Source organism: Sphingobium sp. EP60837, from assembly GCF_001658005.1.
GTDB lineage: Bacteria > Pseudomonadota > Alphaproteobacteria > Sphingomonadales > Sphingomonadaceae > Sphingobium > Sphingobium tyrosinilyticum.
The window spans coordinates 1,377,623-1,397,188 of sequence record NZ_CP015986.1 but is presented as its reverse complement, the minus strand read 5'-3'; the positions used below and the strand labels follow the sequence as shown (position 1 = coordinate 1,397,188).

The 19,566-nt window shown below is 63.8% G+C and carries 20 protein-coding genes; 7 read left to right on the top strand and 13 right to left on the bottom strand.

Annotated features, from left to right (window positions below; genetic code table 11):
- Positions 1-8: 8 nt before the first annotated feature.
- Positions 9-725 (top strand): lysophospholipid acyltransferase family protein, encoded by a 717-nt coding sequence (locus tag EP837_RS06815; RefSeq protein ID WP_066525731.1) that lies wholly within the window; start codon positions 9-11, stop codon positions 723-725.
- 73 nt (positions 726-798) lie between these two features.
- Here the strand turns inward: EP837_RS06815 and EP837_RS06810 are convergent, their stop codons facing one another.
- Genes EP837_RS06810 through EP837_RS06800 form a run of 3 tightly spaced genes read right to left on the bottom strand, consistent with a single transcriptional unit; the run spans position 799 to position 3,797 of the window.
- Positions 799-1,704, bottom strand: a complete 906-nt coding sequence (locus EP837_RS06810; protein ID WP_066525729.1) for a prephenate/arogenate dehydrogenase family protein — start codon at positions 1,702-1,704, stop codon at positions 799-801.
- A gap of 2 nt (positions 1,705-1,706) precedes the next feature.
- Positions 1,707-2,804, bottom strand: a complete 1,098-nt coding sequence (gene hisC / locus EP837_RS06805) for a histidinol-phosphate transaminase (RefSeq protein ID WP_066525728.1) — start codon at positions 2,802-2,804, stop codon at positions 1,707-1,709.
- A 42-nt stretch (positions 2,805-2,846) separates the two neighbouring features.
- A complete protein-coding gene (locus EP837_RS06800; protein ID WP_066525727.1) occupies positions 2,847-3,797 on the bottom strand; it encodes a 2-hydroxyacid dehydrogenase in 951 nt (316 codons plus the stop codon).
- A gap of 66 nt (positions 3,798-3,863) precedes the next feature.
- Between EP837_RS06800 and metX the strand changes: the two genes are divergently transcribed.
- Together metX and metW are read left to right on the top strand one after the other, a co-directional pair.
- Positions 3,864-5,000 carry a homoserine O-acetyltransferase MetX gene (metX, locus tag EP837_RS06795; RefSeq protein ID WP_066525724.1) on the top strand — a complete coding sequence of 379 codons (1,137 nt, stop codon included), beginning with the start codon at positions 3,864-3,866 and terminating at the stop codon, positions 4,998-5,000.
- A complete protein-coding gene (gene metW / locus EP837_RS06790) occupies positions 4,997-5,590 on the top strand; it encodes a methionine biosynthesis protein MetW (RefSeq protein WP_066525721.1) in 594 nt (197 codons plus the stop codon). Before metX ends, metW begins: the two co-directional genes overlap by 4 nt.
- On the opposite strand, the gene EP837_RS06785 is transcribed toward metW, so the two are convergent.
- From EP837_RS06785 to rpmI, 8 genes are all read right to left on the bottom strand, one after another.
- On the bottom strand, positions 5,591-6,211 hold the full coding sequence (locus tag EP837_RS06785; RefSeq protein WP_066525720.1) for a glutathione S-transferase: 621 nt from the start codon (positions 6,209-6,211) through the stop codon (positions 5,591-5,593).
- A gap of 22 nt (positions 6,212-6,233) precedes the next feature.
- A complete protein-coding gene (locus EP837_RS06780; RefSeq protein WP_066525717.1) occupies positions 6,234-7,799 on the bottom strand; it encodes a peptide chain release factor 3 in 1,566 nt (521 codons plus the stop codon).
- Between the two features lie 155 nt (positions 7,800-7,954).
- Positions 7,955-8,836, bottom strand: coding sequence for an aldose 1-epimerase family protein (locus tag EP837_RS06775; RefSeq protein WP_066525715.1), 882 nt, complete (start codon positions 8,834-8,836; stop codon positions 7,955-7,957).
- Positions 8,837-8,984: 148 nt separating this feature from the next.
- Entirely contained in the window at positions 8,985-11,399 is a 2,415-nt protein-coding gene (pheT, locus tag EP837_RS06770; protein WP_066525714.1) for a phenylalanine--tRNA ligase subunit beta, read from the bottom strand.
- Positions 11,396-12,487 (bottom strand): phenylalanine--tRNA ligase subunit alpha, encoded by a 1,092-nt coding sequence (gene pheS / locus EP837_RS06765; protein ID WP_066525712.1) that lies wholly within the window; start codon positions 12,485-12,487, stop codon positions 11,396-11,398. Before pheS ends, pheT begins: the two co-directional genes overlap by 4 nt.
- 71 nt (positions 12,488-12,558) lie before the next feature.
- Positions 12,559-13,176, bottom strand: a complete 618-nt coding sequence (locus tag EP837_RS06760) for a LysE family translocator (RefSeq protein WP_066525710.1) — start codon at positions 13,174-13,176, stop codon at positions 12,559-12,561.
- Between the two features lie 214 nt (positions 13,177-13,390).
- Positions 13,391-13,753 (bottom strand): 50S ribosomal protein L20, encoded by a 363-nt coding sequence (gene rplT, locus EP837_RS06755; protein WP_022682430.1) that lies wholly within the window; start codon positions 13,751-13,753, stop codon positions 13,391-13,393.
- A 13-nt stretch (positions 13,754-13,766) separates the two neighbouring features.
- The gene (rpmI, locus tag EP837_RS06750; protein ID WP_007689506.1) at positions 13,767-13,970 is read right to left on the bottom strand and encodes a 50S ribosomal protein L35; all 204 of its coding nucleotides are present in this window, start codon (positions 13,968-13,970) and stop codon (positions 13,767-13,769) included.
- Between the two features lie 157 nt (positions 13,971-14,127).
- Here rpmI and EP837_RS06745 point away from each other — a divergent pair, with 157 nt between their 5' ends.
- Together EP837_RS06745 and EP837_RS06740 are read left to right on the top strand one after the other, a co-directional pair.
- Positions 14,128-16,308, top strand: coding sequence for an AsmA family protein (locus EP837_RS06745; protein ID WP_066525708.1), 2,181 nt, complete (start codon positions 14,128-14,130; stop codon positions 16,306-16,308).
- A 135-nt stretch (positions 16,309-16,443) separates the two neighbouring features.
- Positions 16,444-16,974 carry an O-acetyl-ADP-ribose deacetylase gene (locus tag EP837_RS06740; RefSeq protein ID WP_066525701.1) on the top strand — a complete coding sequence of 177 codons (531 nt, stop codon included), beginning with the start codon at positions 16,444-16,446 and terminating at the stop codon, positions 16,972-16,974.
- Positions 16,975-16,977: 3 nt separating this feature from the next.
- On the opposite strand, the gene hisN is transcribed toward EP837_RS06740, so the two are convergent.
- Positions 16,978-17,763 (bottom strand): histidinol-phosphatase, encoded by a 786-nt coding sequence (hisN, locus tag EP837_RS06735; RefSeq protein WP_066525698.1) that lies wholly within the window; start codon positions 17,761-17,763, stop codon positions 16,978-16,980.
- A 76-nt stretch (positions 17,764-17,839) separates the two neighbouring features.
- Between hisN and EP837_RS06730 the strand changes: the two genes are divergently transcribed.
- Positions 17,840-18,268 carry a VOC family protein gene (locus tag EP837_RS06730; protein ID WP_066528879.1) on the top strand — a complete coding sequence of 143 codons (429 nt, stop codon included), beginning with the start codon at positions 17,840-17,842 and terminating at the stop codon, positions 18,266-18,268.
- A gap of 52 nt (positions 18,269-18,320) precedes the next feature.
- Entirely contained in the window at positions 18,321-18,560 is a 240-nt protein-coding gene (locus tag EP837_RS06725; RefSeq protein WP_066525696.1) for a hypothetical protein, read from the top strand.
- Positions 18,561-18,584: 24 nt separating this feature from the next.
- Here EP837_RS06725 and EP837_RS06720 read toward each other — a convergent pair whose 3' ends face one another.
- Complete coding sequence (locus EP837_RS06720) at positions 18,585-19,520, bottom strand: ribose-phosphate pyrophosphokinase (protein WP_066525693.1); 936 nt, start codon at positions 19,518-19,520, stop codon at positions 18,585-18,587.
- Positions 19,521-19,566 lie beyond the last annotated feature (46 nt).

The window sequence follows — 19,566 nt, the reverse complement described above, 5'->3', positions numbered from 1 at the left end:
GTAGCGGCATGATCACCGCCTTGCGCTCGCTCGCCTTCATGCTGGCATTCTACAGCGGCTCTGCGCTGCTGGTGCTGACCGGGTTGCTCGCCGCATGGCCTTGGCCCCGCGCCGTGCCTGCGATCGCGACCGCGTGGAGCCGCTTCCACCGCTTCTGCGCGCGCTGGCTGCTGGGGCAGAAGGTGCGGATCGAAGGCGATCTGCCGCAGGGGGGCTATCTCTATATCGTCAAACATGAATCGATGTTCGAAACGATCGATCTGCTCTGCCTGTTCGACCGCCCCGTCATCGCGGCCAAGCGGGAACTGCTCGACATGCCTTTCTGGGGCCGGATCGCACGGCTCTACGGCCTAATCCCGGTCGAACGCAGCGCGGGCGCCAGCGCCCTGCGCACGCTACGCGCCGCCGCGCGCGCCGCCACCGAACAGGGCCGGGCCGTCTGCCTTTTTCCCGAAGGCACGCGCGTCCCCCATGGCGAAACCCCGCCGCTGCGTGCGGGCTTTGCCGGACTTTATTCGCTGCTCGCCATGCCGGTGGTGCCCATCGCGATCGACAGCGGGCGTCTGTCCCCGCGCGGCAAGTTCATGAAGCGCGCGGGCACCATCACCTACAAGGCGGGGGAGATCATCCCTCCCGGCCTGGACCGCCGCGAAGCTGAGATCCGGGTGCATGCGGCAATCAATGCGTTGAACAGCTGCCCTCTCGACCCCGTTCGTCCTGAGTAGCCGATAAGCTTGTCGAAGCGGTGTAGCGCAAGACAGGGCGGTGCTTCGAAAGGTTTAGCCCAACCGGAACGACTTAATGCGACCGCCCAAAGTCGGGCTTGGGATCATCCTGCCCCTGCTCGATGATCGACCGCCGGATTGCCCGCGTGCGCGTGAACAGGTTGAACAGCGCATCGCCGTCATTCCATCGGATCGCCCGCTGCAGGGCGGACAGGTCCTCTGAAAAGCGCTGCAGCATCTCCAGCACCGCATCCTTGTTCGCCAGGAACACGTCGCGCCACATGGTTGGGTCCGATGCGGCGATGCGGGTGAAGTCGCGGAAGCCGCCGGCCGAATATTTGATGACCTCCGATTGGGTCACATCCTCCAAGTCGCTCGCCGTGCCGACGATCGTATAGGCGATCAGGTGCGGCAGGTGACTCGTCACCGCCAGCACCAGATCATGATGCTGCGGGTCCATCGTCTCGACATCCGCGCCGACCCGGTGCCACAGTTCGGACACCCGCGCGACCGCTGCCGGATCGGCATCGGCAGGCGGCGTGATGATGCACCAGCGGCCCCGGAACAGGCTGGCGAAGCCCGCCTCTGGCCCGCTATTTTCGGTGCCCGCCACCGGATGCGCCGGGATGATCGCCCGGCCCGGCAGGGCAGCCGTCAGCTGCGCCAGCACATCGGCCTTGCATGATCCCACATCGCTTATGATCGCTTCGGCAGGCAGGTCTTCTGCGATTTCCGCCGCTGCCGCGCCCATAGCGCGCACCGGCACGCATAGCACCACCAGATCGGCGTCGGTGACGCTCGCGCCCGCCGTGTCGGTCACATCATCGCACAGGTCGATCGCCCGCGCGATCTGTCGGACCTGCGGGTCGGCATCATGCCCCGTCACCCGGACGGTCGGCATGGTTTCGCGGATCGCCCGCGCCAGGGAGGAGCCGATGAGGCCCAGGCCGATGATGGTGACGCGGGAAAAGGGCAACATGTTCAGGCCGCCTCCGCCATGGCGCGCAGCTTCGCCGCGACCGCGCGCACCTGTTCCTCGGTGCCGATGGTGATGCGCAGGCCATTGGGCAGCCCTTGGCCGGGCAGCCAGCGCGTCGCGAAACCTTCGTCCCACAACCCCTTCATTGCCGCTTCCGCCGTCAGCTTGCCGTCGAACAGGATCAACAGGAAATTGGCCTTGCTCGGCACCGCGCGAAGCCCATGGTTGGACAGCGACGCAACCTCGTCGGCCAGCCACTGTCGCCACTGGCGATTATGCGACCGGCTCGCCTCGACCCAGGCTTGGTCCTTCATCGCCGCAATCGCCGCCGCCTGTCCCGCCGTCGTCACATTGAACGGCGCGCGGATGCGGTGCAGCGCGTCGATGATCTCCGCACTGGCATAGCCCCAGCCGATCCGCTCGGCAGCCAAACCATAGATTTTTGAGAATGTGCGGGTGACGAGAACATTGGCGGCAGACTTCGCCAGCTCCAGCCCGCCATCATCCTCGTTCGCGTCCAGATATTCGGCATAGGCTTGATCCAGCACGAACAGGATATCGGGCCGCAGCGCCGCATGCAGCCGCGCAATCTCCTCGCGCGGCGTCATCGTGCCGGTGGGATTATTCGGGTTCGCCAGGAAAACGACCTTGGTCTTTTCGGTCACGCAGGCAAGCAGCGCGTCCACATCGGTCGCATAGTCCTTGTCCGGCGCGATCACCGGCGTCGCGCCGACCCGCCGCGCGGCAATGTCATAGACTGAAAAGCCGTAATGAACGTACAGAACCTCGTCGCCCGGCCCCGCATAGGCGCTCGCAGCGATATGCAGCAACTCGTCCGATCCGGTGCCATAGATCACCCGTGCCGGGTCCAGCCCATGCGCCGCTGCAATCGCCTCGCGCATCTTCGCCGCGCCGGGATCGGGATAGGTCGCCAGGTCTGCCGTCGCCGCCAGCAGCGCCGCGCGCGCCGCTTCTCCGGTGCCCAGCGGGTTTTCGTTGGCACTGAGCTTGATCAGCGGCCGGCCGTCATCCGCAGCCGCCTTGCCGGGCACATAGGGCGAAATGCCCAGAATCCATTCCTTGGGTGCAGGTTTCGTCATGGCCCGCGCTTTAGCGCCATCCGCGCCAAAGGCAAAGCGCTGCTAAATGACCGGAGTGACCAGCGGTTCGCCCGCCACCCAGGCGTCCAGATTGGCCAGCACCAGGTCCGCCATCGCCTTGCGCGTATTTTCGGTCGCGCTGCCCTGATGCGGTTGAAGCACGACATGGTCCATCGCAAACAACGCTTCGGGCACATGGGGTTCGTTCACGAACACGTCCAGCCCCGCGCCCCCGATCCGCCGTTCCGTCAGCGCCGCGACCAGCGCATCTTCGTCGATCACGCTGCCCCGGCTGATATTGACCAGCACGCCCTGCGGCCCCAGCGCGTCCAGCATCGCCGCGTCCACCAGTCCGCGTGCTTCCGGCCCGCCCGACGTCGCGACGATCACCGCGTCGCACTCCCGCGCCAGCGTCATCGCGTCGGGCACATAGCGATAGGGTGCATCCATCACCGCGCGGCGGCTATGATAGGCTATCTCCCCCGCCACCGGCTCCAGCCGCCGCGCGATGGCACGGCCGATCCGGCCCAGCCCCAATATCCCGATCCGCCGCCCGGTCACGCTGCCGCTGAGCTGCGGCCTCTCTCCCCGCGCCCAAGCGCCCGACCGCACCATTCGGTCATTGGCCGCGATATTGCGCACCGTGGCGTAGAGCAGCCCCACCGCCAGGTCGGCCACGTCGTCAGTCAGAACATCGGGCGTATTGCTCACCCTGATGCCCTTGGCGCGGGCATGCTCGATATCGACCTTGTCATAGCCCACCGAAAACAGGCCGATTATCTCTAGCTTGGGCAGCGCATCCATGATCGCCGCCGAAGCCCCCACAGCGCCAAAGGGGATCAGCGCCCGCGCCTCCCGCACCTCTTCGGGAAGGCTGGCCGGATCGGCATCCACCGGCACCTGATGCACGGTAAAACGGGCCTGCAATTGCGCCTCAAGATAGGACGAAAGCGGACCATAGGCGATGACGGGAATGGAGTGGCTGGCGCTCATGCGCATTCTCTACGCCATAGTCTGCCGATTGACAGCCTCTGTCCGCAGTCCTAGCCCCCATCCACCATGGCCAGCGCCCCGCTTTCCGATGACAGCCGTTTCGGCCTCCGCCGCCAGGTTCGCCTGCCCGGCCCCTTGCGGCTGGACAGCGGCGCGGCCCTCGCGCCCGTCGATATCGCCTATGAAACCTATGGCGCGCTGAATGAGGATAGGTCCAACGTCGTCCTTATCTGCCATGCGCTGACCGGCGACCAATATGTCGCGTCCGACCACCCGGTCACCGGCAAGCCCGGCTGGTGGTGGCGCATGGTGGGGGAGGGCAAGCCCGTCGATCCGGCCCGCCACTTCATCGTCTGCGCCAATGTCATTGGCAGCTGCATGGGCTCCTCCGGCCCCGCCAGCCCCGATCCGGCGACGGGCGAACCCTACGCCATGCGCTTCCCGGTCCTGACCATCGCCGATATGGTGTGCGCGCAGGCGCTGCTGCTCGACCATCTGGGCGTCGGCCGCCTGTCTGCCGTCATCGGCGGCTCCATGGGCGGCATGCAGGCGCTGAGCTGGCCGACCATCTTCCCCGATCGCGTCGAAAGCTGCATCGTCATCGCCTCGACCGCGCGCCATAGCGCGCAGAACATCGCTTTCCACGAAGTCGGGCGTCAGGCGATCATGGCCGATCCCAACTGGCGCGGTGGCGACTATTATGCCGACGCCCAGGTGCCGAGCGCGGGCCTCGCCGTCGCCCGCATGGCGGCGCACATCACCTATCTGTCCGAAGCGGGCCTCACTGAGAAATTCGGCCGTCGCCTTCAGGGGCGCGATGCGAAAACCTTCGGGTTCGACGCAGACTTCCAGGTGGAATCCTATCTGCGCCACCAGGGCCTGAGCTTCGTCGAGCGGTTCGACGCCAACAGCTACCTCTATATCACCCGCGCCATGGACTATTATGACATTGCGGATGATCATGGCGGCAGCCTCGCCACCGCTTTCGCTCCGTCCCGGGCGCGCTTCTGCCTGGTCAGCTTCGATACGGACTGGCTCTACCCCACGGCGGAATCCCGCGCCATCGTCCACGCCCTCAATGCCAGCGGCGCGCAGGCGAGCTTCGTCGAACTGTCGAGCCCCTTCGGCCACGACGCCTTCCTGCTCGAATGTCCTGAACTCAACCGCGTGGTCGATGGCTTCCTGAAAGGCGGCCGCGCATGACCGAAGCGCTGCGCCCCGACCTCGCCCTAATCGCCCGCACCGTGACCCCCGGCGCACGCGTGCTGGACGTCGGCTGCGGCGATGGCGCGCTGATGGCCGCATTGCGCGACGCCAAGCAGGTCGATGCCCGCGGGCTAGAGATCGATGGCGGCAATGTCGCCGCCGCGGTCGGGCGCGGCCTGTCCGTGGTGCAGGGTGACGCCGACACTGACCTCACTTATTATCCGGACGCCAGCTTCGACTATGCGATCCTCAGCCAGACGCTGCAGACCACCCGCCGCCCGGACCTGGTGGTGGAGGAACTGCTGCGCATCGGCCGCCAGGCGTTCGTCTCCTTCCCCAATTTCGCCCATTGGCGCGGACGGCTGTCGCTGATGTGGGGCGGCCGCATGCCGGTGACGCGCCTGTTGCCCGACACCTGGTATGACACGCTCAACATCCACCATGTGACGGTCGATGATTTCCGCGCCCTGGTGAAGGATCGCGGCTGGACGATCGACGGCCAATGGTTCCTGAAGGGCGACAAGGAAACCACCCACGCGAACGCGAACCTCTTCGCCGAACATGCGGTGTTCTTGCTGCGCAAATAATCAGCGCAGAAACACGGCCTCATCACCCTCCCGCCACGCAGCCACACGCAGCATAGCCCGGGCGAAAAGATCGGACGCCAGATGTCCATCCAGCCAGCGTCGCACTTGTGGCAGGGGCTGGACGGCGAACCAGTCCGAATCGGTCGCCGCAAACTGACGGATGAAGGGAAAGATCGCCATATCGGTCAGGGATCGCCGCTCCCCGGTCAGATAGGGGCTCCGCTCCAGCCGCATCTCCAACTCGCCAAGCCATGTCATGGCCTCGTTCCGATGCTCGACCGGATCGGACCCATGACGCGTGGCATATTTATAGCGATCGAGGTGCCCTTTGAACGGCCCGTCATTCGCGGCGATCAACCCGCGATTCTCGCCTGCCAGCCACTGTTCCGGATCATCACGCCCAAGCGCCCAGCGCATGATATCCAGGCTCTCGTCCAGAACCTGTCCATCCGGCAACAGGAGCACGGGCACCGTGCCCTTGGGCGATATGGCCAGCATCTGCGCGGGCTTGTCGCGCAGCGCCACCTCGCGCAGTTCCACTGCCTGCCCGCTCACCAGCAACGCCATCCGCGCCCGCATCGCATAGGGGCAACGGCGAAAACTGTAGCAGATCGGGTACATGCGATTCCCTCCGCAGAGGCGATCAGCGCTCCTTGGTCGCGCTGAACTTCACCTTGGGATGGCGTTCTTGCTGATAGCCGATGTCCCACGCGCTTTTCGCCATGAACACGAGATTGCCGTCGCGATCCTTGGCCATGTTTGCGCCGTTGAAGGCGACCAGATCCTTGATGGCCGCATCCTCGCCGCTGATCCATCGCGCCGTGTCGAAGGGCGACGCCTCCAGCCCGGCGGCGACCTTATACTCCGCCTCCAACCGCGAAATCAGCACATCGAGCTGCAACTGCCCGACCACCCCAACGATCCAGTTCGACCCGATCTCCGGATAGAACACCTGGATCACGCCTTCTTCGGACAGGTCGTCCAGCGCCTTCCTCAACTGCTTGGTCTTGGTCGGGTCCTTCAGGGCCACGCGCCGCAATATTTCCGGCGCGAAGTTCGGAAGGCCGGTAAAGCGCACGCCCGCCTTCTCCGACAGGGTGTCGCCGACCCGCAAGGTCCCATGATTGGGGATGCCGATAATGTCGCCGGGGAAAGCCTCATCCGCGATTTCGCGATCCTGTGCGAAGAAGAGGATCGGCGAATGCACCGCGATCGGCTTGCCCGACCCGCTCGGCGTCAGCTTCATGCCGCGCCGGAACTTGCCCGAACATAGCCGCATGAAGGCGATGCGGTCGCGATGCTGCGGGTCCATGTTCGCCTGCACCTTGAAGATGAAGCCGGTGACTTCGCTATTTTCCGGCTCCACCGGCGCTGGCTCGGCCGGCTGCGCGCGCGGCGGGGGCGCATGGGCGGCGAGCGCATCGATCAGCTCGGTCACGCCGAACAGCTTCAACGCAGATCCGAAATAGACCGGCGTCAGGTCGCCATGCCGGTAAGCGGCCAAGTCGAAATCGGCATAGCCGCCGACCGCAAGTTCAGCCTCCTCACGCAGCTTTTCCAACCCTTGGGCGGAGATATGCTCGGCCAGCGCATCATCATCGATGCCATCGACGAACACTTCCTTGCCCTCAAATTCCTTCGAAGCGCCCGAAGGCTGCCGCAGCCGGTTCCTGGCGAAGTCGTAAATGCCCTCGAAAGTCCCGCCCATGCCGACCGGCCAGCTCATCGGGCATACGTCCAGCGCCAGCGCGTCGGCCACCTCGTCCAGCAACGCAAAGGCGTCGCGCCCTTCGCGATCGACCTTGTTGATGAAGGTGATGATCGGCACGTTCCGCAACCGGCAGACCTCGAACAGCTTGCGCGTCTGCGGCTCGATGCCCTTGGCGGCGTCGATCACCATGACCGCCGAATCCACCGCCGTCAGCGTGCGATACGTATCTTCGGAGAAATCCTCGTGCCCCGGCGTGTCGAGCAGGTTGAAGGTGATCCCATCACGCTCGAAGGTCATGACCGAACTGGTCACGGAAATGCCGCGCTGCTGTTCGATCTTCATCCAGTCCGACCGCGCCCGCCGGTTCGCCCCGCGCGCCTTGACCTCGCCCGCCAGGTGGATGGCCCCGCCCTCCAGCAGCAGTTTTTCGGTCAGCGTGGTCTTACCGGCGTCAGGGTGAGAAATGATCGCGAAGGTACGGCGGGATGGGATGGTCATTCGGATGTCCAGATAGTCCAACAGCCGTTCGTGCTGAGTAGTGACTGAGCGACATCGAAGGCCCGTATCGAAGCATCGCGCGCTCAAGTCAGTCCTTCGATACGCTACTTCGACAAGCTCAACAGCTACTCAGGACGAACGGAATCACTGGCTCCCTAGTCGGTAACCAGTGTTACGTCCATGCGGAACCGCCGCTCATCCCCCGGCAGCAGCCGCATGATGCCCTGCTTCTCCCACACATCGCCGTCAAAGCCGACCAGGTCTGCCATCCCGGCCCACGGTTCGACGCACAGGTAACGCGCGCCCGGCTTCTGCCACAGCCCCAGCCAAGGCGTGTCCGGAAAGTCGATCTTCAGCCGCGTCCGTCCCGGCACGCCCCAATAGAGGCTATGGCTCTCCAGTTCATCCCAGATCAGTGCATCGCCCTCGAACATCGCATGGCTGGGCGTCAGGATATTGCCCTTGACCGGCGACGCAACGCTCTCCCGGGCGATCAGCCCCGGCTCGTCGCCGACCTTGCGCAGCGGCATGGCCTCGGCTTTTTCGAACTCCACAATATGGTCCTCCGCCGCTCCGCCATAAGGCAGCGGCCAGGCGAAGGCCGGATGATAGCCAAAGGAAAAGGGCATGTCGGCCTCGCCCCGGTTCATCACCGTCGCCGTCATCATCAGCGTGGCACCCGCGACCGCAAACTGCATGTCCAACCGGAAATCGAATGGATAGACGGCCCGCGTCACCGCATCTGCCTCCAGCCGAAAGATCACCGATTCGGGCAGATGCTCCACCTGCGCGAAGGCCATGCGCCGGGCAAAGCCATGCTGGGCGATCGGATAGTCATGTCCGTTCAGGCGGTAGGCGTCCCCGCGCGAACGCCCGACAAAAGGAAAGAGCAAGGGCGCATGCCCGGTCCACCAGCGCGGATCGGCATCGGTCATCAACTCGCGGCCCTGCGCGTCCGTCAGCGACCAAAGCTCCGCACCGAGGGGATTGATGCTGGCGGTCAGGCCATCCGAAGCGATTGTTACAAGCTCGTCCACGGCACCCCCTCCTTTCTTCTTACCCACGCTCACTCATCCCGTAAGGCAAGTGAGGTCAGGCCATTCTACCAAACCCCCGTTCGTTTTGAGTGAAGTCGAGAAGCGCTCTCGCATCCCCCTCCACCCAAACCGAATGAAGGCCAAAGCCTTACGCCCGAAGCGTCCCGCCCAACTTCTCCGCAGCCTTCACCACCGCAGCGCTGATCGCATCCAGCTCCTCCTGGGAAAAACTCTTCTCCCCCGGCTGCAACGTCACTTCGATGGCCAGGCTCTTGCGCCCTTCTTCGACCCCCGGTCCCACGAAGACATCGAACAGCCGCGCATCGACGATCGCCTTCTTGTCCGCGCCCTTGACCGCGCGCACCAGTGCATCTGCCTCGACCGCCTCATCGACGACGAAGGCGAAGTCGCGCTTCACCGCCTGCAGGGCGGGCGGTGCATAAGGCGCGCGCATGAAGCCGTTCTTCCGCTTGGCCGGGATTGCATCCAGGAAGATTTCGCCCGCAACCACCGCGCCCGTCAGGCCGAATTGCTTAGCCAGCGAAGGATGCAACACGCCGAATTCGGCCAGCACCACCTTGGGGCCCAGCCGCAACGTGCCCGACTGCCCGGGATGATAAGCGCCCGACGCGTCGCCAAAGCTCTGCAGGTTCGCCACCGGCGCGCCAGCCGCCGCCAGCAGCGCCAGTACTTCCGCCTTGGCATCGAAAGCAGAAAAAGCCTGCGCCTTGCCCGTCTGCCAGCCGCGAGGCGTCTTTTCGCCCGCCAGCACGAAGCTGACGGTCGCGCGCTCCTTGTCGGAGAAATAGCGTCGTCCGACCTCGAACAGCCGTACCGACGTCGCACCGCGATCCATGTTGCGCCGCGTTGCTGAAAGGAGGCCGGGCAGCAGCGAAGGCCGCATGACCTTCAGATCCTCCGAAATCGGATTGGCCAGCGTCCAGTCGCCGCCGCCGACTGAGGCCGCTTCCTTCTCCGAAATGAAGGACCAGTTGATCGCCTCTGCCAGGCCGCGCGCCGCCGCCGTCCGGCGCACCCGCCGTTCGACCAGCTGCTCCGCCGTTGCTGTCGGCCGCGCCACGCCGGGCATGCGGGGCAGGGGAGTGGACGGCACCTGATCCAGCCCCACGATCCGCACCACTTCCTCGACCAGATCGGGCCAGCCATCGATGTCACGCCGCCAGCTCGGTACGGTTACAGTCCAATTCGCTGGCGTGGTCACCGGCATGCCGTCTTCATAGGTGAAGGTCGCGTCATTGCCTTGGATGCCAAAGCCCAGGCTCTCCAGGATGCGCCGTTGCTCGTCGTCCGCCACATCGACGCCTGCCAGCGCCAGGCATTGCGCCGGATCATAGGTGACCGTCTTGGCGGCGATCGGCGGCGCGCCCGCCCGCGTCGGCTGGCTCGGCGTGCCGCCGCACAGCTTCAAGACCAGATCGGTCGCGATCGACAGGCCATCGTCCAGAAAGGCCGGGTCCACGCCGCGCTCGAACCGTCCGCGCGCATCGCTGGTAAGCCCCAGCTTCTGCCCCGTCACCGCGATCCGCTCCGGCGTGAAATAGGCGCATTCGATCAGCACATCGGTGGTGGCGTCCGTTGCGCCCGAATGTTCGCCGCCCATGATGCCGCCAATGTCATGCACAGCTTCATCATCGGCGATGACGGTCATCGTCTCGTCAACCGTGTAGCTCTTCCCGTTGAGCGCCAGTACCTCTTCGCCCGCCTTGCCGCGGCGCGCGGTGAGCGGGCCTTTCAGCGCGGCCATGTCATAGACATGCAACGGTCGGCCAAGGTCGATCATCAGATAATTGGTGATATCGACCAGCGTGCTGATTGGCTTCTGCCCGATCGCCTTCAGCCGCCGCGCCATCCATTCGGGCGACTGGCCGTTGGCGACGCCGCGCACGGTCCGCGCGAAGAAGGCCGGGCATCCGTCCGCATCCTCGACCCGCACGTCCGGCCCCGGACCCACGCCCTCCACCGCTGGCACGATGATCGGATTGAGCGTCCCCAGTCCCGCCGCCGCCAGATCACGCGCAATCCCCCGCACGCCCATGCAGTCCTGGCGATTAGGTGTTATACTCACATCAATCACCGGGTCATTAAGCCCCGCCCAGCGGGCATAGACCTCTCCCACCGGAGAATCCGCGTTTAACTCGATAATTCCTTCATGATCTTCGCCCAGTTCCAGCTCCCGGAACGAACACATCATGCCGTTGGACTCGACCCCGCGAATGGCGGTCTTCTTGAGCACCATGCCATTTACCGGCACCACCGCGCCCTCGGTCCCGAACACGCCGACCAGACCCGCCCGCGCATTGGGCGCGCCGCAAACGACCTGCAAAGCCCCATCGCCGGAATCCACCGTCAGCACCTGCAATTTGTCCGCCTGCGGATGAGGCTCCGCCGTCAGCACCCTGGCGATGCGGAATGCGCCCAGCTTCTCGGCCGGATTCTCTACCCCCTCGACCTCCAGCCCGATATTGGTCAGCCCCTTGAGGATCGTGGGCAGGTCGGCATCGGTGCTCAGATGCGTCTTGAGCCAGCTCAGCGTGAACTTCATGCGCCCACTCCTCCGCTCAGCGTCGGAACATCCAGCGCCGAGAAGCCATAATGTTTCAGCCAGCGCAGATCGCCATCGAAGAAAGCGCGCAAGTCGTTCATCCCATATTTCAGCATGGCGAGCCGGTCGACGCCGGTGCCGAAGGCGAAGCCCTTCCATTCATCCGGGTCCAGCCCGCACGCCTCGATCACGCGGCGGTTGACCATGCCGCTGCCCAGCACTTCCAGCCAGCCGCCGCCCGGCGCATCGCCGTCGCCACCGATCACCCGCTGGCCGTTGATGAGGGTGTAACCAACATCCACTTCGACCGACGGCTCGGTGAAGGGAAAATAGCTCGGCCTGAGGCGCAGCACGATGTCGTCCCGCTCGAAGAAAGCCTTGAGGAAGGTTTCCAGCGTCCATTTGAGATGGCCAAGGGTAATGCCCTTGTCGATCACCAGCCCCTCGATCTGATGGAACATCGGCGTATGCGTGGCATCGCTGTCCGACCGATAGACCCGGCCCGGCGCGATGATGCGGATCGGCGGCTCGCCGTTCATCATCGTGCGGATCTGGACCGGCGAAGTGTGAGTGCGCAGCAGCATCTTTTTGCCCGAAGCGTCGTCGGGGAAATAGAAGGTGTCATGCATCGCCCGCGCCGGATGCGTCTCCGGGATATTGAGCGCGCTGAAATTATGCCAATCGTCCTCGATCTCCGGCCCCGTCGCCACGGAGAAGCCCAGATCCGCGAATATCTCCGCCAATTCGTCCATCACCTGGCTCACCGGATGCACCGATCCCTGCGCGCCGATGTCGGCGGGCAAGGTCATGTCGATCTTTTCGGCCGCCAGCTTCGCGTCGAGCGCCGCTTGCTCCAGCGCCGCCTTCTTCTCCGCCAACGCGGCGGTCACGCTCTCGCGCAGATCCTGGATCGCCGGGCCTTTCTCCAGCCGCTCCTCCGGGCTCATGGGGCCGAGGGTCTTGAGCAGCCCCGTAACGACGCCATTCTTGCCCATGGTGCCTACCCGCAGCGCCTCCAGCGCGTCGAGCGTATCGGCGGCGGCGATGTCAGCGATCAGGCCGGCTTTTAGATTGGCAATTTCACTCATGATTCTTCGTCATTCCTACGAAGGCGAAAATATGGGCGCGCCTTAGCCGGGCGCGCGGCGCAAGGAAAGGGTCAGGCCCGCGCGCCGAGCAGCGCGCCACCAAAACCGATGAACAGCACGCCCGTCCCCCGGTTGAACATCTGCTGCCGATTGGCCGGCTCCAGCCAGCGCTTCAGCTTCGTCCCGCCCAGCGCATAGACGCTGTACCAAAAGCTTTCGATCACCACGAAGCTCACAACCAGAATCGCAAGCTGGATCACAAACGGCCGATCGGTGTCGATGAACTGCGGAAACAGAGCAGCGGCGAAGATGATGAGCTTGGGATTGGAAAGACCGGTCAGCAGCCCCGTCCCGTACAGCGCCCCCGCCGACTGCGGCTGCGCGGCGATGCCTCCCCCGGTGCTCACCGGCGCACGCCACGCCCTGATCCCGAGCCAGATAAGATAGGCGACCCCCGCATAGCGCAGCAAGTCGAAGAGCTGTGGAGACGCCTCCAGCAGTGCGCCCAATCCCAACGCAGAGGCGATCAGGCATAGTAGCACCGCGCTCATCAAGCCCGCCATGGTCATCATCGCCTTGCGCGGCCCATGGGCGATGCTCTGCGTCATCACATGCAGCATGTTCGGTCCCGGCGTCGCCGAGATCAGGAAAACCGCTGTGACATAGAGCCACCAGAGATGGAGTGACATGGGTTTGCCCCTTTAGGTCAGTATCCGTTCGCCCTGAGTAGGGACTGAGCCTGTCAAAGTCCCGTATCGAAGGGTCTCTCGCAACGCCGCCCTTCGATACGTCGCTTCGGCAAGCTCAGCGGCTACTCAGGGCGAACGGAAGGAGAGAAACAAAAAGGGCGCCGGAAGCATCTGCCCCGGCGCCCTTTTGGACGATCTTGCGACCTGTCCTGCCTTAGGCTGCGGGCAGCGCAGCCTTCGCCTGGGCGATGATGGCGCTAAACGCCTCGCCCTCGTGCATCGCAATGTCGGCCAGCACCTTACGATCCAGATCGACGCCCGCAAGCTTCAGGCCGTGCATGAACTGCGAATAGGTCAGGCCCTCGGCGCGAACGCCAGCATTGATGCGCTGGATCCACAGTCCACGGAAGGTCCGCTTCTTGACCTTGCGGTCGCGATAAGCGTACTGGCCGGCCTTTTCGACGGCTTGGCGAGCGATACGGATCGTATTCTTGCGACGGCCATAATAGCCCTTCGCCTGATCTAGAATCCTCTTATGCTTCGCCTTGGTGGTCGTACCACGTTTTACGCGTGCCATGTGCCTCTACTCCTTACTTCAGGCCGTAGGGCGCCCAGAGGCGCACGTGAGCCACATCGGCGTCGGACATGACCGAGGTGCCACGGTTTTGACGGATATACTTGGCGTTGTGGCTGATCAGGCGGTGACGCTTGCCAGCGACGCCGTGCTTGACCTTGCCGGAAGCGGTGAACTTGAAGCGCTTCTTCACACCGCTCTTGGTCTTGAGCTTGGGCATTTTCGTCTCCTTTTACAGCGCGACGATTACGGACAGCCACGGCAGCCCTAGTTAGCCGGGCGGTCCTTCCGAATATCGCGAAGGGCGGCCCTTAGTCGGAAGTTGCGGGCAAGGCAAGCGATTCGGACCCAAAAGCCCGGATCGGCGTTGTTGAGCCATGGCCGACGCCGATCCCCTCCGGCCGGGTACTCCGGCCACAGCGGCTCCTTCGTCACAGCCCGCCCCGGCGGGCGTAGGCCATTATTGGGCGCGCACGCGCGAAGGCTGGCACAAGGTCCCGCTGCCGCTGCGCATTCTCGCCTATATCATCGGCTTCATCTTCCTCCTCTGGCTCATCCTCTTCATCACCAAGGGGAGGTTCCTGAAACATCCTTTCGAACGCTTTTTATCCGGCCGCTTGGAACGCACGGTCAAGGTCGCGGGCGACTTCCAACTCTATTTCGACCCGATCACCATCAAGTTCCGCGCGGAAAAGATGGCGATCGCAAACACGCCCTGGGCCAGCCGTCCCAACTTCTTTCACGCCGATTTGATCGACACGCGCATCGCGCCGTTGAGCCTTCTCTTCGGTGACAAATATCGCATCCGCTGGCTGGAACTCCGCAATGGTGCCGCCGATCTCGAATGGTCGCCCGATGGCAAGAGCAACACATGGACATTCGGCGACCCTGAGAAGAAGGGTGAACCGCTCGATCTGCCGCTCGTGCGCCGCGCGCTGCTTGCGGGGACGAGGATGCGCTATCGCGATCCGCGCATGCAACTCGCCACGGATATCAGCTTTGAAACGGTGAAGGCGCAGGACACACGTTTCGCCAGCGACATCCGCTTTTCCGGCGATGGCACGATGCGTGACCGGCACTTCAGCCTGCGCGGCGGTCTCCTTTCCCCTAATGAGACCGTCACGGGCGGGAAGAACAGTCTAGCCCTTCGCGCTCAATCTGGCGCGACGGTGATGGACGTCAGCGGCACGCTGCCTGGCGCCACCGAGATTGAGGGCGCGGACCTGCGCCTGCTGACCCGAGGTCCCAATCTTGCCCTGCTGTTTGATTTCTTGGGAGTCGCTATTCCCGAAACACGGACTTATCGCATCACTTCGGCGCTCACCAGGCAGGATGACGAGTGGCGCTTCACCCATCTCAAAGGACGTTTCGGCGACAGCGATCTTGCGGGCCGCATGACCGTCTCCATGCCTGAGAACCGTCTGCGCCTGAAGGCCGATCTTACCACCCAAACGCTCGACATCATCGATGTCGGTCCTTTCATTGGCTACAACCCGCAAAGATTGGAGGCGCGGGGTGCCGACGGCGCTATCCAGAATGTGGGCGGTGCGCCCCGCATCCTGCCCGATGCTCCCCTCCGGGTGGAAGCGTTGCGCAATTTCGACGCGAATGTCCGCTACGATGTCCGCCGTATCCGTGCGCCCAATGTTCCCATCTCCAATGTGGGATTGACGCTGGCGCTTGAGCGCAGCCTGCTGACGCTGTCTCCACTCACCTTCGACATGTCGGGCGGCCATGTGAGTTCGGATATAGAGATCAACGCGCGCGGCAGGCCGGTGCGAACCCGCTATGACGTACGCCTGTCCCCCACGCCAATGGGTAAGCTGCTCGGCCGCTGGGGTGTGGAAGAATCCGGCACCACCGGCATTATCAAGGCGCGTGCGCAGATGACGGGCCTTGGCGACACAGTGCATGATTCGCTCAGCACCTCGAACGGCCGCATCGCCGTGATCCTTCCCGCAGGGACCATGTGGGCGCGCAATGTGCAGCTATCTGAACTCGACATTGGGACCTTCATTACGAAGATGTTCGAAAAGAAGTTGAAGGAACCGGTGCAGATCAACTGCGGCCTAATCGCCTTCACCGTCCGCAACGGCATCGCAGCGGCAGACCCGATCATCATCGACACCAAGAAGAATGTGATGCTGGGACGGGGCGGCTTCTCCTTTAAAAATGAAAGCCTGGACCTTGCCTTTCGGGCGGACGGGAAGAAGTTCAGCCTCTTCTCGGGCCAGTCGCCGATCGGCATCAAAGGCTATTTCGCCAAGCCCGGCATCGACGTGATCAGTCCCGAACTGATAGCGCGCGGCGGTGCCGCGGCTGCCTTGGGGATCGCGGCTAGCCCCCTCGCTTCCGTCCTCGCCTTTGTCGATATAGGCGACGCCAAGGGCGCCGCATGTGGTCCCGTGCTGGCAGGGGCCACCGCCGCTGCCCAGCGCACCAAGAGCGGCAAGCCGCGCGATGATGTGGGGCGGGGCACCACGTCCAAGGAGGAAAGCGGCAAAGATAATCCCAAGGAGAAGAAGGAGCAGAAGAAAAAATTCCTGGGGATTTTCTGAGTTTTCTGCAGCTTTCGGGTCATAGCGGCTCGCTGAAGTATTTCGGGGTTTTCCCACGCCGATGGCGCACAGAGGCATAAGCGTGACTTGAATGCCAATGCAGTCAGACGCCTCCGGATCGAGAGTTGTGAAACCATGATAATCGGCAACACCCGCTGGGACGTCCTTACCGCCGACATCACCCGCTGCACGGTGGAGGCAATCGTCAATGCCGCCAACAGTTCGCTGCTGGGCGGCGGAGGGGTTGATGGCGCGATCCACCGCGCGGCGGGACCCGAACTGCTCGCGGAATGCCGGAGCCTTGGCGGCTGCCCGACCGGAGAGGCGCGGATGACGCGCGGCTATAATCTTCCCGCTGCGCATGTCATCCACACCGTCGGTCCCATCTGGCGAGGAGGGGGTGCGGGTGAACATGACCTGCTGGCGAACTGTTATCGCTCGTCACTGGGACTCGTGCGAGATCATGCGCTGCGCAGCATTGCGTTCCCCGCGATCTCCACCGGCATTTATGGATTTCCGAAGGATCAGGCGTCTCTGGTCGCTGCCAGCGCGGTGCGGGACGAACTTGCGGCTTTCCCCAACTCCTTCGACCTCATCCTGTTCATCTGCTTCGATGAAGATAGCGCGGACATCTATAGTCGCGCGGTGGAGGAGCTGCTGGGTTGACCCTCAATGGTCGTGATGTCCTTCGGCAAGAGCTTCCAGCACATCATCCAACCGGGCGGGGTCGCCCAGCGCGATCACCTGGCCGTCACTTTCCGCCGTGATCGGATCGCCGACCCAGTCACACATGCGCCCGCCCGCGCCCTCAACCACAGGCACTAGCGCTGCAATATCGTGCAGTTTCAGACCCGCTTCGATCACAATGTCCACATGGCCTGACGCCACAAGTCCGTAATTATAGCAGTCGCCGCCCCAAACAGTGTCCCGACACTGACCGGCGAGGCGGGAGAAATGTTCTCCGGTGCAGCCTGGGAAATATTGCGGACCGGTGCTCGCGACGATCGCCTCCTCCAACGACCGGCAGGCACGCGTCGTCACGGGGGCGCCGTTGAAGGTCGTCGGCTGGCCCATCATTCCGGCCCAGCGTTCCTTGGTGATCGGCTGGTCAATGATGCCGATGGTCGGCCAGCCTGCCTGGGTGAGCGCGATCAGCGTGCCAAAGATCGGCCGCCCAGCGATGAAGCTGCGAGTGCCGTCGATCGGATCGAGTATCCACACCCGCTCCGCATCTTCGCGGCTGGCCCCATATTCCTCGCCGATGATGCCGTCCTGCGGCCGCTCCTTTTCCAGGATCGTCCGGATCGCCGCTTCGGCGGCGCGATCGGCCTCCGTTACCGGCGACTTGTCCGACTTGAACTCCATGTCATAGCGTGCACGGAAAAACGGCCGGATCGCCGTCGCGGCGGCGTCGGCAAGGCGGTGGGCAAGGGTCAGGTCATCGCGGGTCGTCATGGCCCCCGCCTAGCGGGAAAGCGCCGGGCGCGCTAGGCTGCGCCATTCCGATTCCTCGTCCATGAAGGAGGGAAATATGCCCGGTTCGCCTGTGATCCCCGGCCTGCGATATGCCGATGCCCCTGCAGCCATCCGCTTCCTTTGCGACGCATTCGGCTTTGAATTGCGCGCATCCTATGAGGATGAGGCCGATCCCCGCATCATCCACCATGCCGAACTGGCGATGGGGGACGGCATGATCATGCTGGGAAGCGCGCGCGACGGTGAGGAAGAATCGCTCTATAGCTGGACGACCCCGCGCGAGTTGGGCGGCGTCACCGCCTGCATTTATGTCGTGGTGCCCGACGCCGACGCGCATTGCCTCCATGCTCGCAATGAAGGGGCCGTGGTCGTTAGCGAGCCGCATGACAACCAAGGCTATCCCGGCCGCGGCTATGAGGCGCTGGACCCCGAAGGCAATGTATGGAGCTTCGGCACCTATGATCCTTGGGCGGCGAGCATTTAAGCCTTCCGCAATATCGACGGTTTAGCCTTGCGCGCAGATAAAGGGGTGTTGCGTGGCGTTGATCGGCTGGATCTTGAGTTTTGCGGCTCTGCTGGGAGCATTGGCGCTGCGGCAGGACATGCCGGTCGGCGACTCTGCCGGCCTATCCAACATGCTCTTTTTGCTGACGCTCCTCGCCTGCCCGATGCTGTGGCGGGATAAGCCGCTCGGCATTTCCCGCGCCCAGCGGGTGGTCGGCGCCTTGGTCCTGCTCTTCTGCCTGCCGCTGGTGCTACTGCCGGGCGCTTCATAAAGTCGCGCGGCGCAACTTCCTCGCTTAATCGAACAGACTGGAAACCGAGCTCTCGTCCGCGATGCGCTTGATCGCCTCGCCGAGCAGCGGCGCGATCGGCAGGTGACGGATGCTCTTGGCGTTGCAAACCGCGTCGGTGCCTTGGATCGAATCGGTGATCACCAATTCCTTCAGCTCCGATGCCTCCACGCGAGCCACCGCACCGCCCGATAGTACGCCATGGCTGACATAGGCGACGACATCTTCAGCGCCCGCGGCCTTGAGCGCACCGGCCGCATTGCACAGCGTGCCTGCCGAATCGACAATGTCGTCGATCAGGACGCAGAAGCGGCCCTTCACATCGCCGATGATGTTCATGACTTCCGATTCGCCCGCTCGCTCGCGCCGCTTATCGACGATGGCGAGGGGGGCGTTGTCGAGCCGCTTGGCCAGCGCGCGGGCGCGCACCACGCCGCCCACGTCGGGCGAAACGACCATCAGGTTGCGGTCGCCGAAACGCGCCTGGATATCGGCCGACATGACCGGCGCGCCAAAAAGGTTGTCGGTCGGAATATCGAAAAAGCCCTGGATCTGCCCGGCGTGCAGATCGACCGATAGCACTCGGTTAGCGCCCGCCGTAGTGATCAGGTTCGCCACCAGCTTGGCCGAGATCGGCGTGCGGGGTCCCGGTTTCCGGTCCTGCCGAGCATAGCCGAAATAGGGAACGACCGCCGTGATTCGCTTCGCCGACGCGCGCTTCAGCGCATCGATCATGATCAGCAATTCCATCAGATTGTCGTTCGTCGGATAGGCGGTCGACTGGATCACGAACACGTCTTCGCCGCGGACATTCTCATGGATCTCCACGAAAACTTCCTCGTCGGCGAAGCGGCGAACGCTCGCATCGGTCAAGGGGATTTCGATATAGTCTGCAATTGCAGCCGCAAGCGGCTTGTTGGAATTGCCGGTCATGAGTTTCATGGCCAAACCCCCGTGACGAATTGATGACGCTGTGTGAAACGCGGCC

What these genes read in the sequence shown, in the direction of transcription:
- EP837_RS06815 (WP_066525731.1), top strand. Translation starts at nt 9, where the DNA reads ATGATCACCGCCTTGCGCTCGCTCGCCTTCATGCTGGCATTCTACAGC.
- EP837_RS06810 (WP_066525729.1), bottom strand. Translation starts at nt 1,704, where the DNA reads ATGTTGCCCTTTTCCCGCGTCACCATCATCGGCCTGGGCCTCATCGGC.
- hisC (WP_066525728.1), bottom strand. Translation starts at nt 2,804, where the DNA reads ATGACGAAACCTGCACCCAAGGAATGGATTCTGGGCATTTCGCCCTAT.
- EP837_RS06800 (WP_066525727.1), bottom strand. Translation starts at nt 3,797, where the DNA reads ATGAGCGCCAGCCACTCCATTCCCGTCATCGCCTATGGTCCGCTTTCG.
- metX (WP_066525724.1), top strand. Translation starts at nt 3,864, where the DNA reads ATGGCCAGCGCCCCGCTTTCCGATGACAGCCGTTTCGGCCTCCGCCGC.
- metW (WP_066525721.1), top strand. Translation starts at nt 4,997, where the DNA reads ATGACCGAAGCGCTGCGCCCCGACCTCGCCCTAATCGCCCGCACCGTG.
- EP837_RS06785 (WP_066525720.1), bottom strand. Translation starts at nt 6,211, where the DNA reads ATGTACCCGATCTGCTACAGTTTTCGCCGTTGCCCCTATGCGATGCGG.
- EP837_RS06780 (WP_066525717.1), bottom strand. Translation starts at nt 7,799, where the DNA reads ATGACCATCCCATCCCGCCGTACCTTCGCGATCATTTCTCACCCTGAC.
- pheT (WP_066525714.1), bottom strand. Translation starts at nt 11,399, where the DNA reads ATGAAGTTCACGCTGAGCTGGCTCAAGACGCATCTGAGCACCGATGCC.
- pheS (WP_066525712.1), bottom strand. Translation starts at nt 12,487, where the DNA reads ATGAGTGAAATTGCCAATCTAAAAGCCGGCCTGATCGCTGACATCGCC.
- EP837_RS06760 (WP_066525710.1), bottom strand. Translation starts at nt 13,176, where the DNA reads ATGTCACTCCATCTCTGGTGGCTCTATGTCACAGCGGTTTTCCTGATC.
- rplT (WP_022682430.1), bottom strand. Translation starts at nt 13,753, where the DNA reads ATGGCACGCGTAAAACGTGGTACGACCACCAAGGCGAAGCATAAGAGG.
- rpmI (WP_007689506.1), bottom strand. Translation starts at nt 13,970, where the DNA reads ATGCCCAAGCTCAAGACCAAGAGCGGTGTGAAGAAGCGCTTCAAGTTC.
- EP837_RS06745 (WP_066525708.1), top strand. Translation starts at nt 14,128, where the DNA reads ATGGCCGACGCCGATCCCCTCCGGCCGGGTACTCCGGCCACAGCGGCT.
- EP837_RS06740 (WP_066525701.1), top strand. Translation starts at nt 16,444, where the DNA reads ATGATAATCGGCAACACCCGCTGGGACGTCCTTACCGCCGACATCACC.
- hisN (WP_066525698.1), bottom strand. Translation starts at nt 17,763, where the DNA reads ATGACGACCCGCGATGACCTGACCCTTGCCCACCGCCTTGCCGACGCC.
- EP837_RS06730 (WP_066528879.1), top strand. Translation starts at nt 17,840, where the DNA reads ATGCCCGGTTCGCCTGTGATCCCCGGCCTGCGATATGCCGATGCCCCT.
- EP837_RS06720 (WP_066525693.1), bottom strand. Translation starts at nt 19,520, where the DNA reads ATGAAACTCATGACCGGCAATTCCAACAAGCCGCTTGCGGCTGCAATT.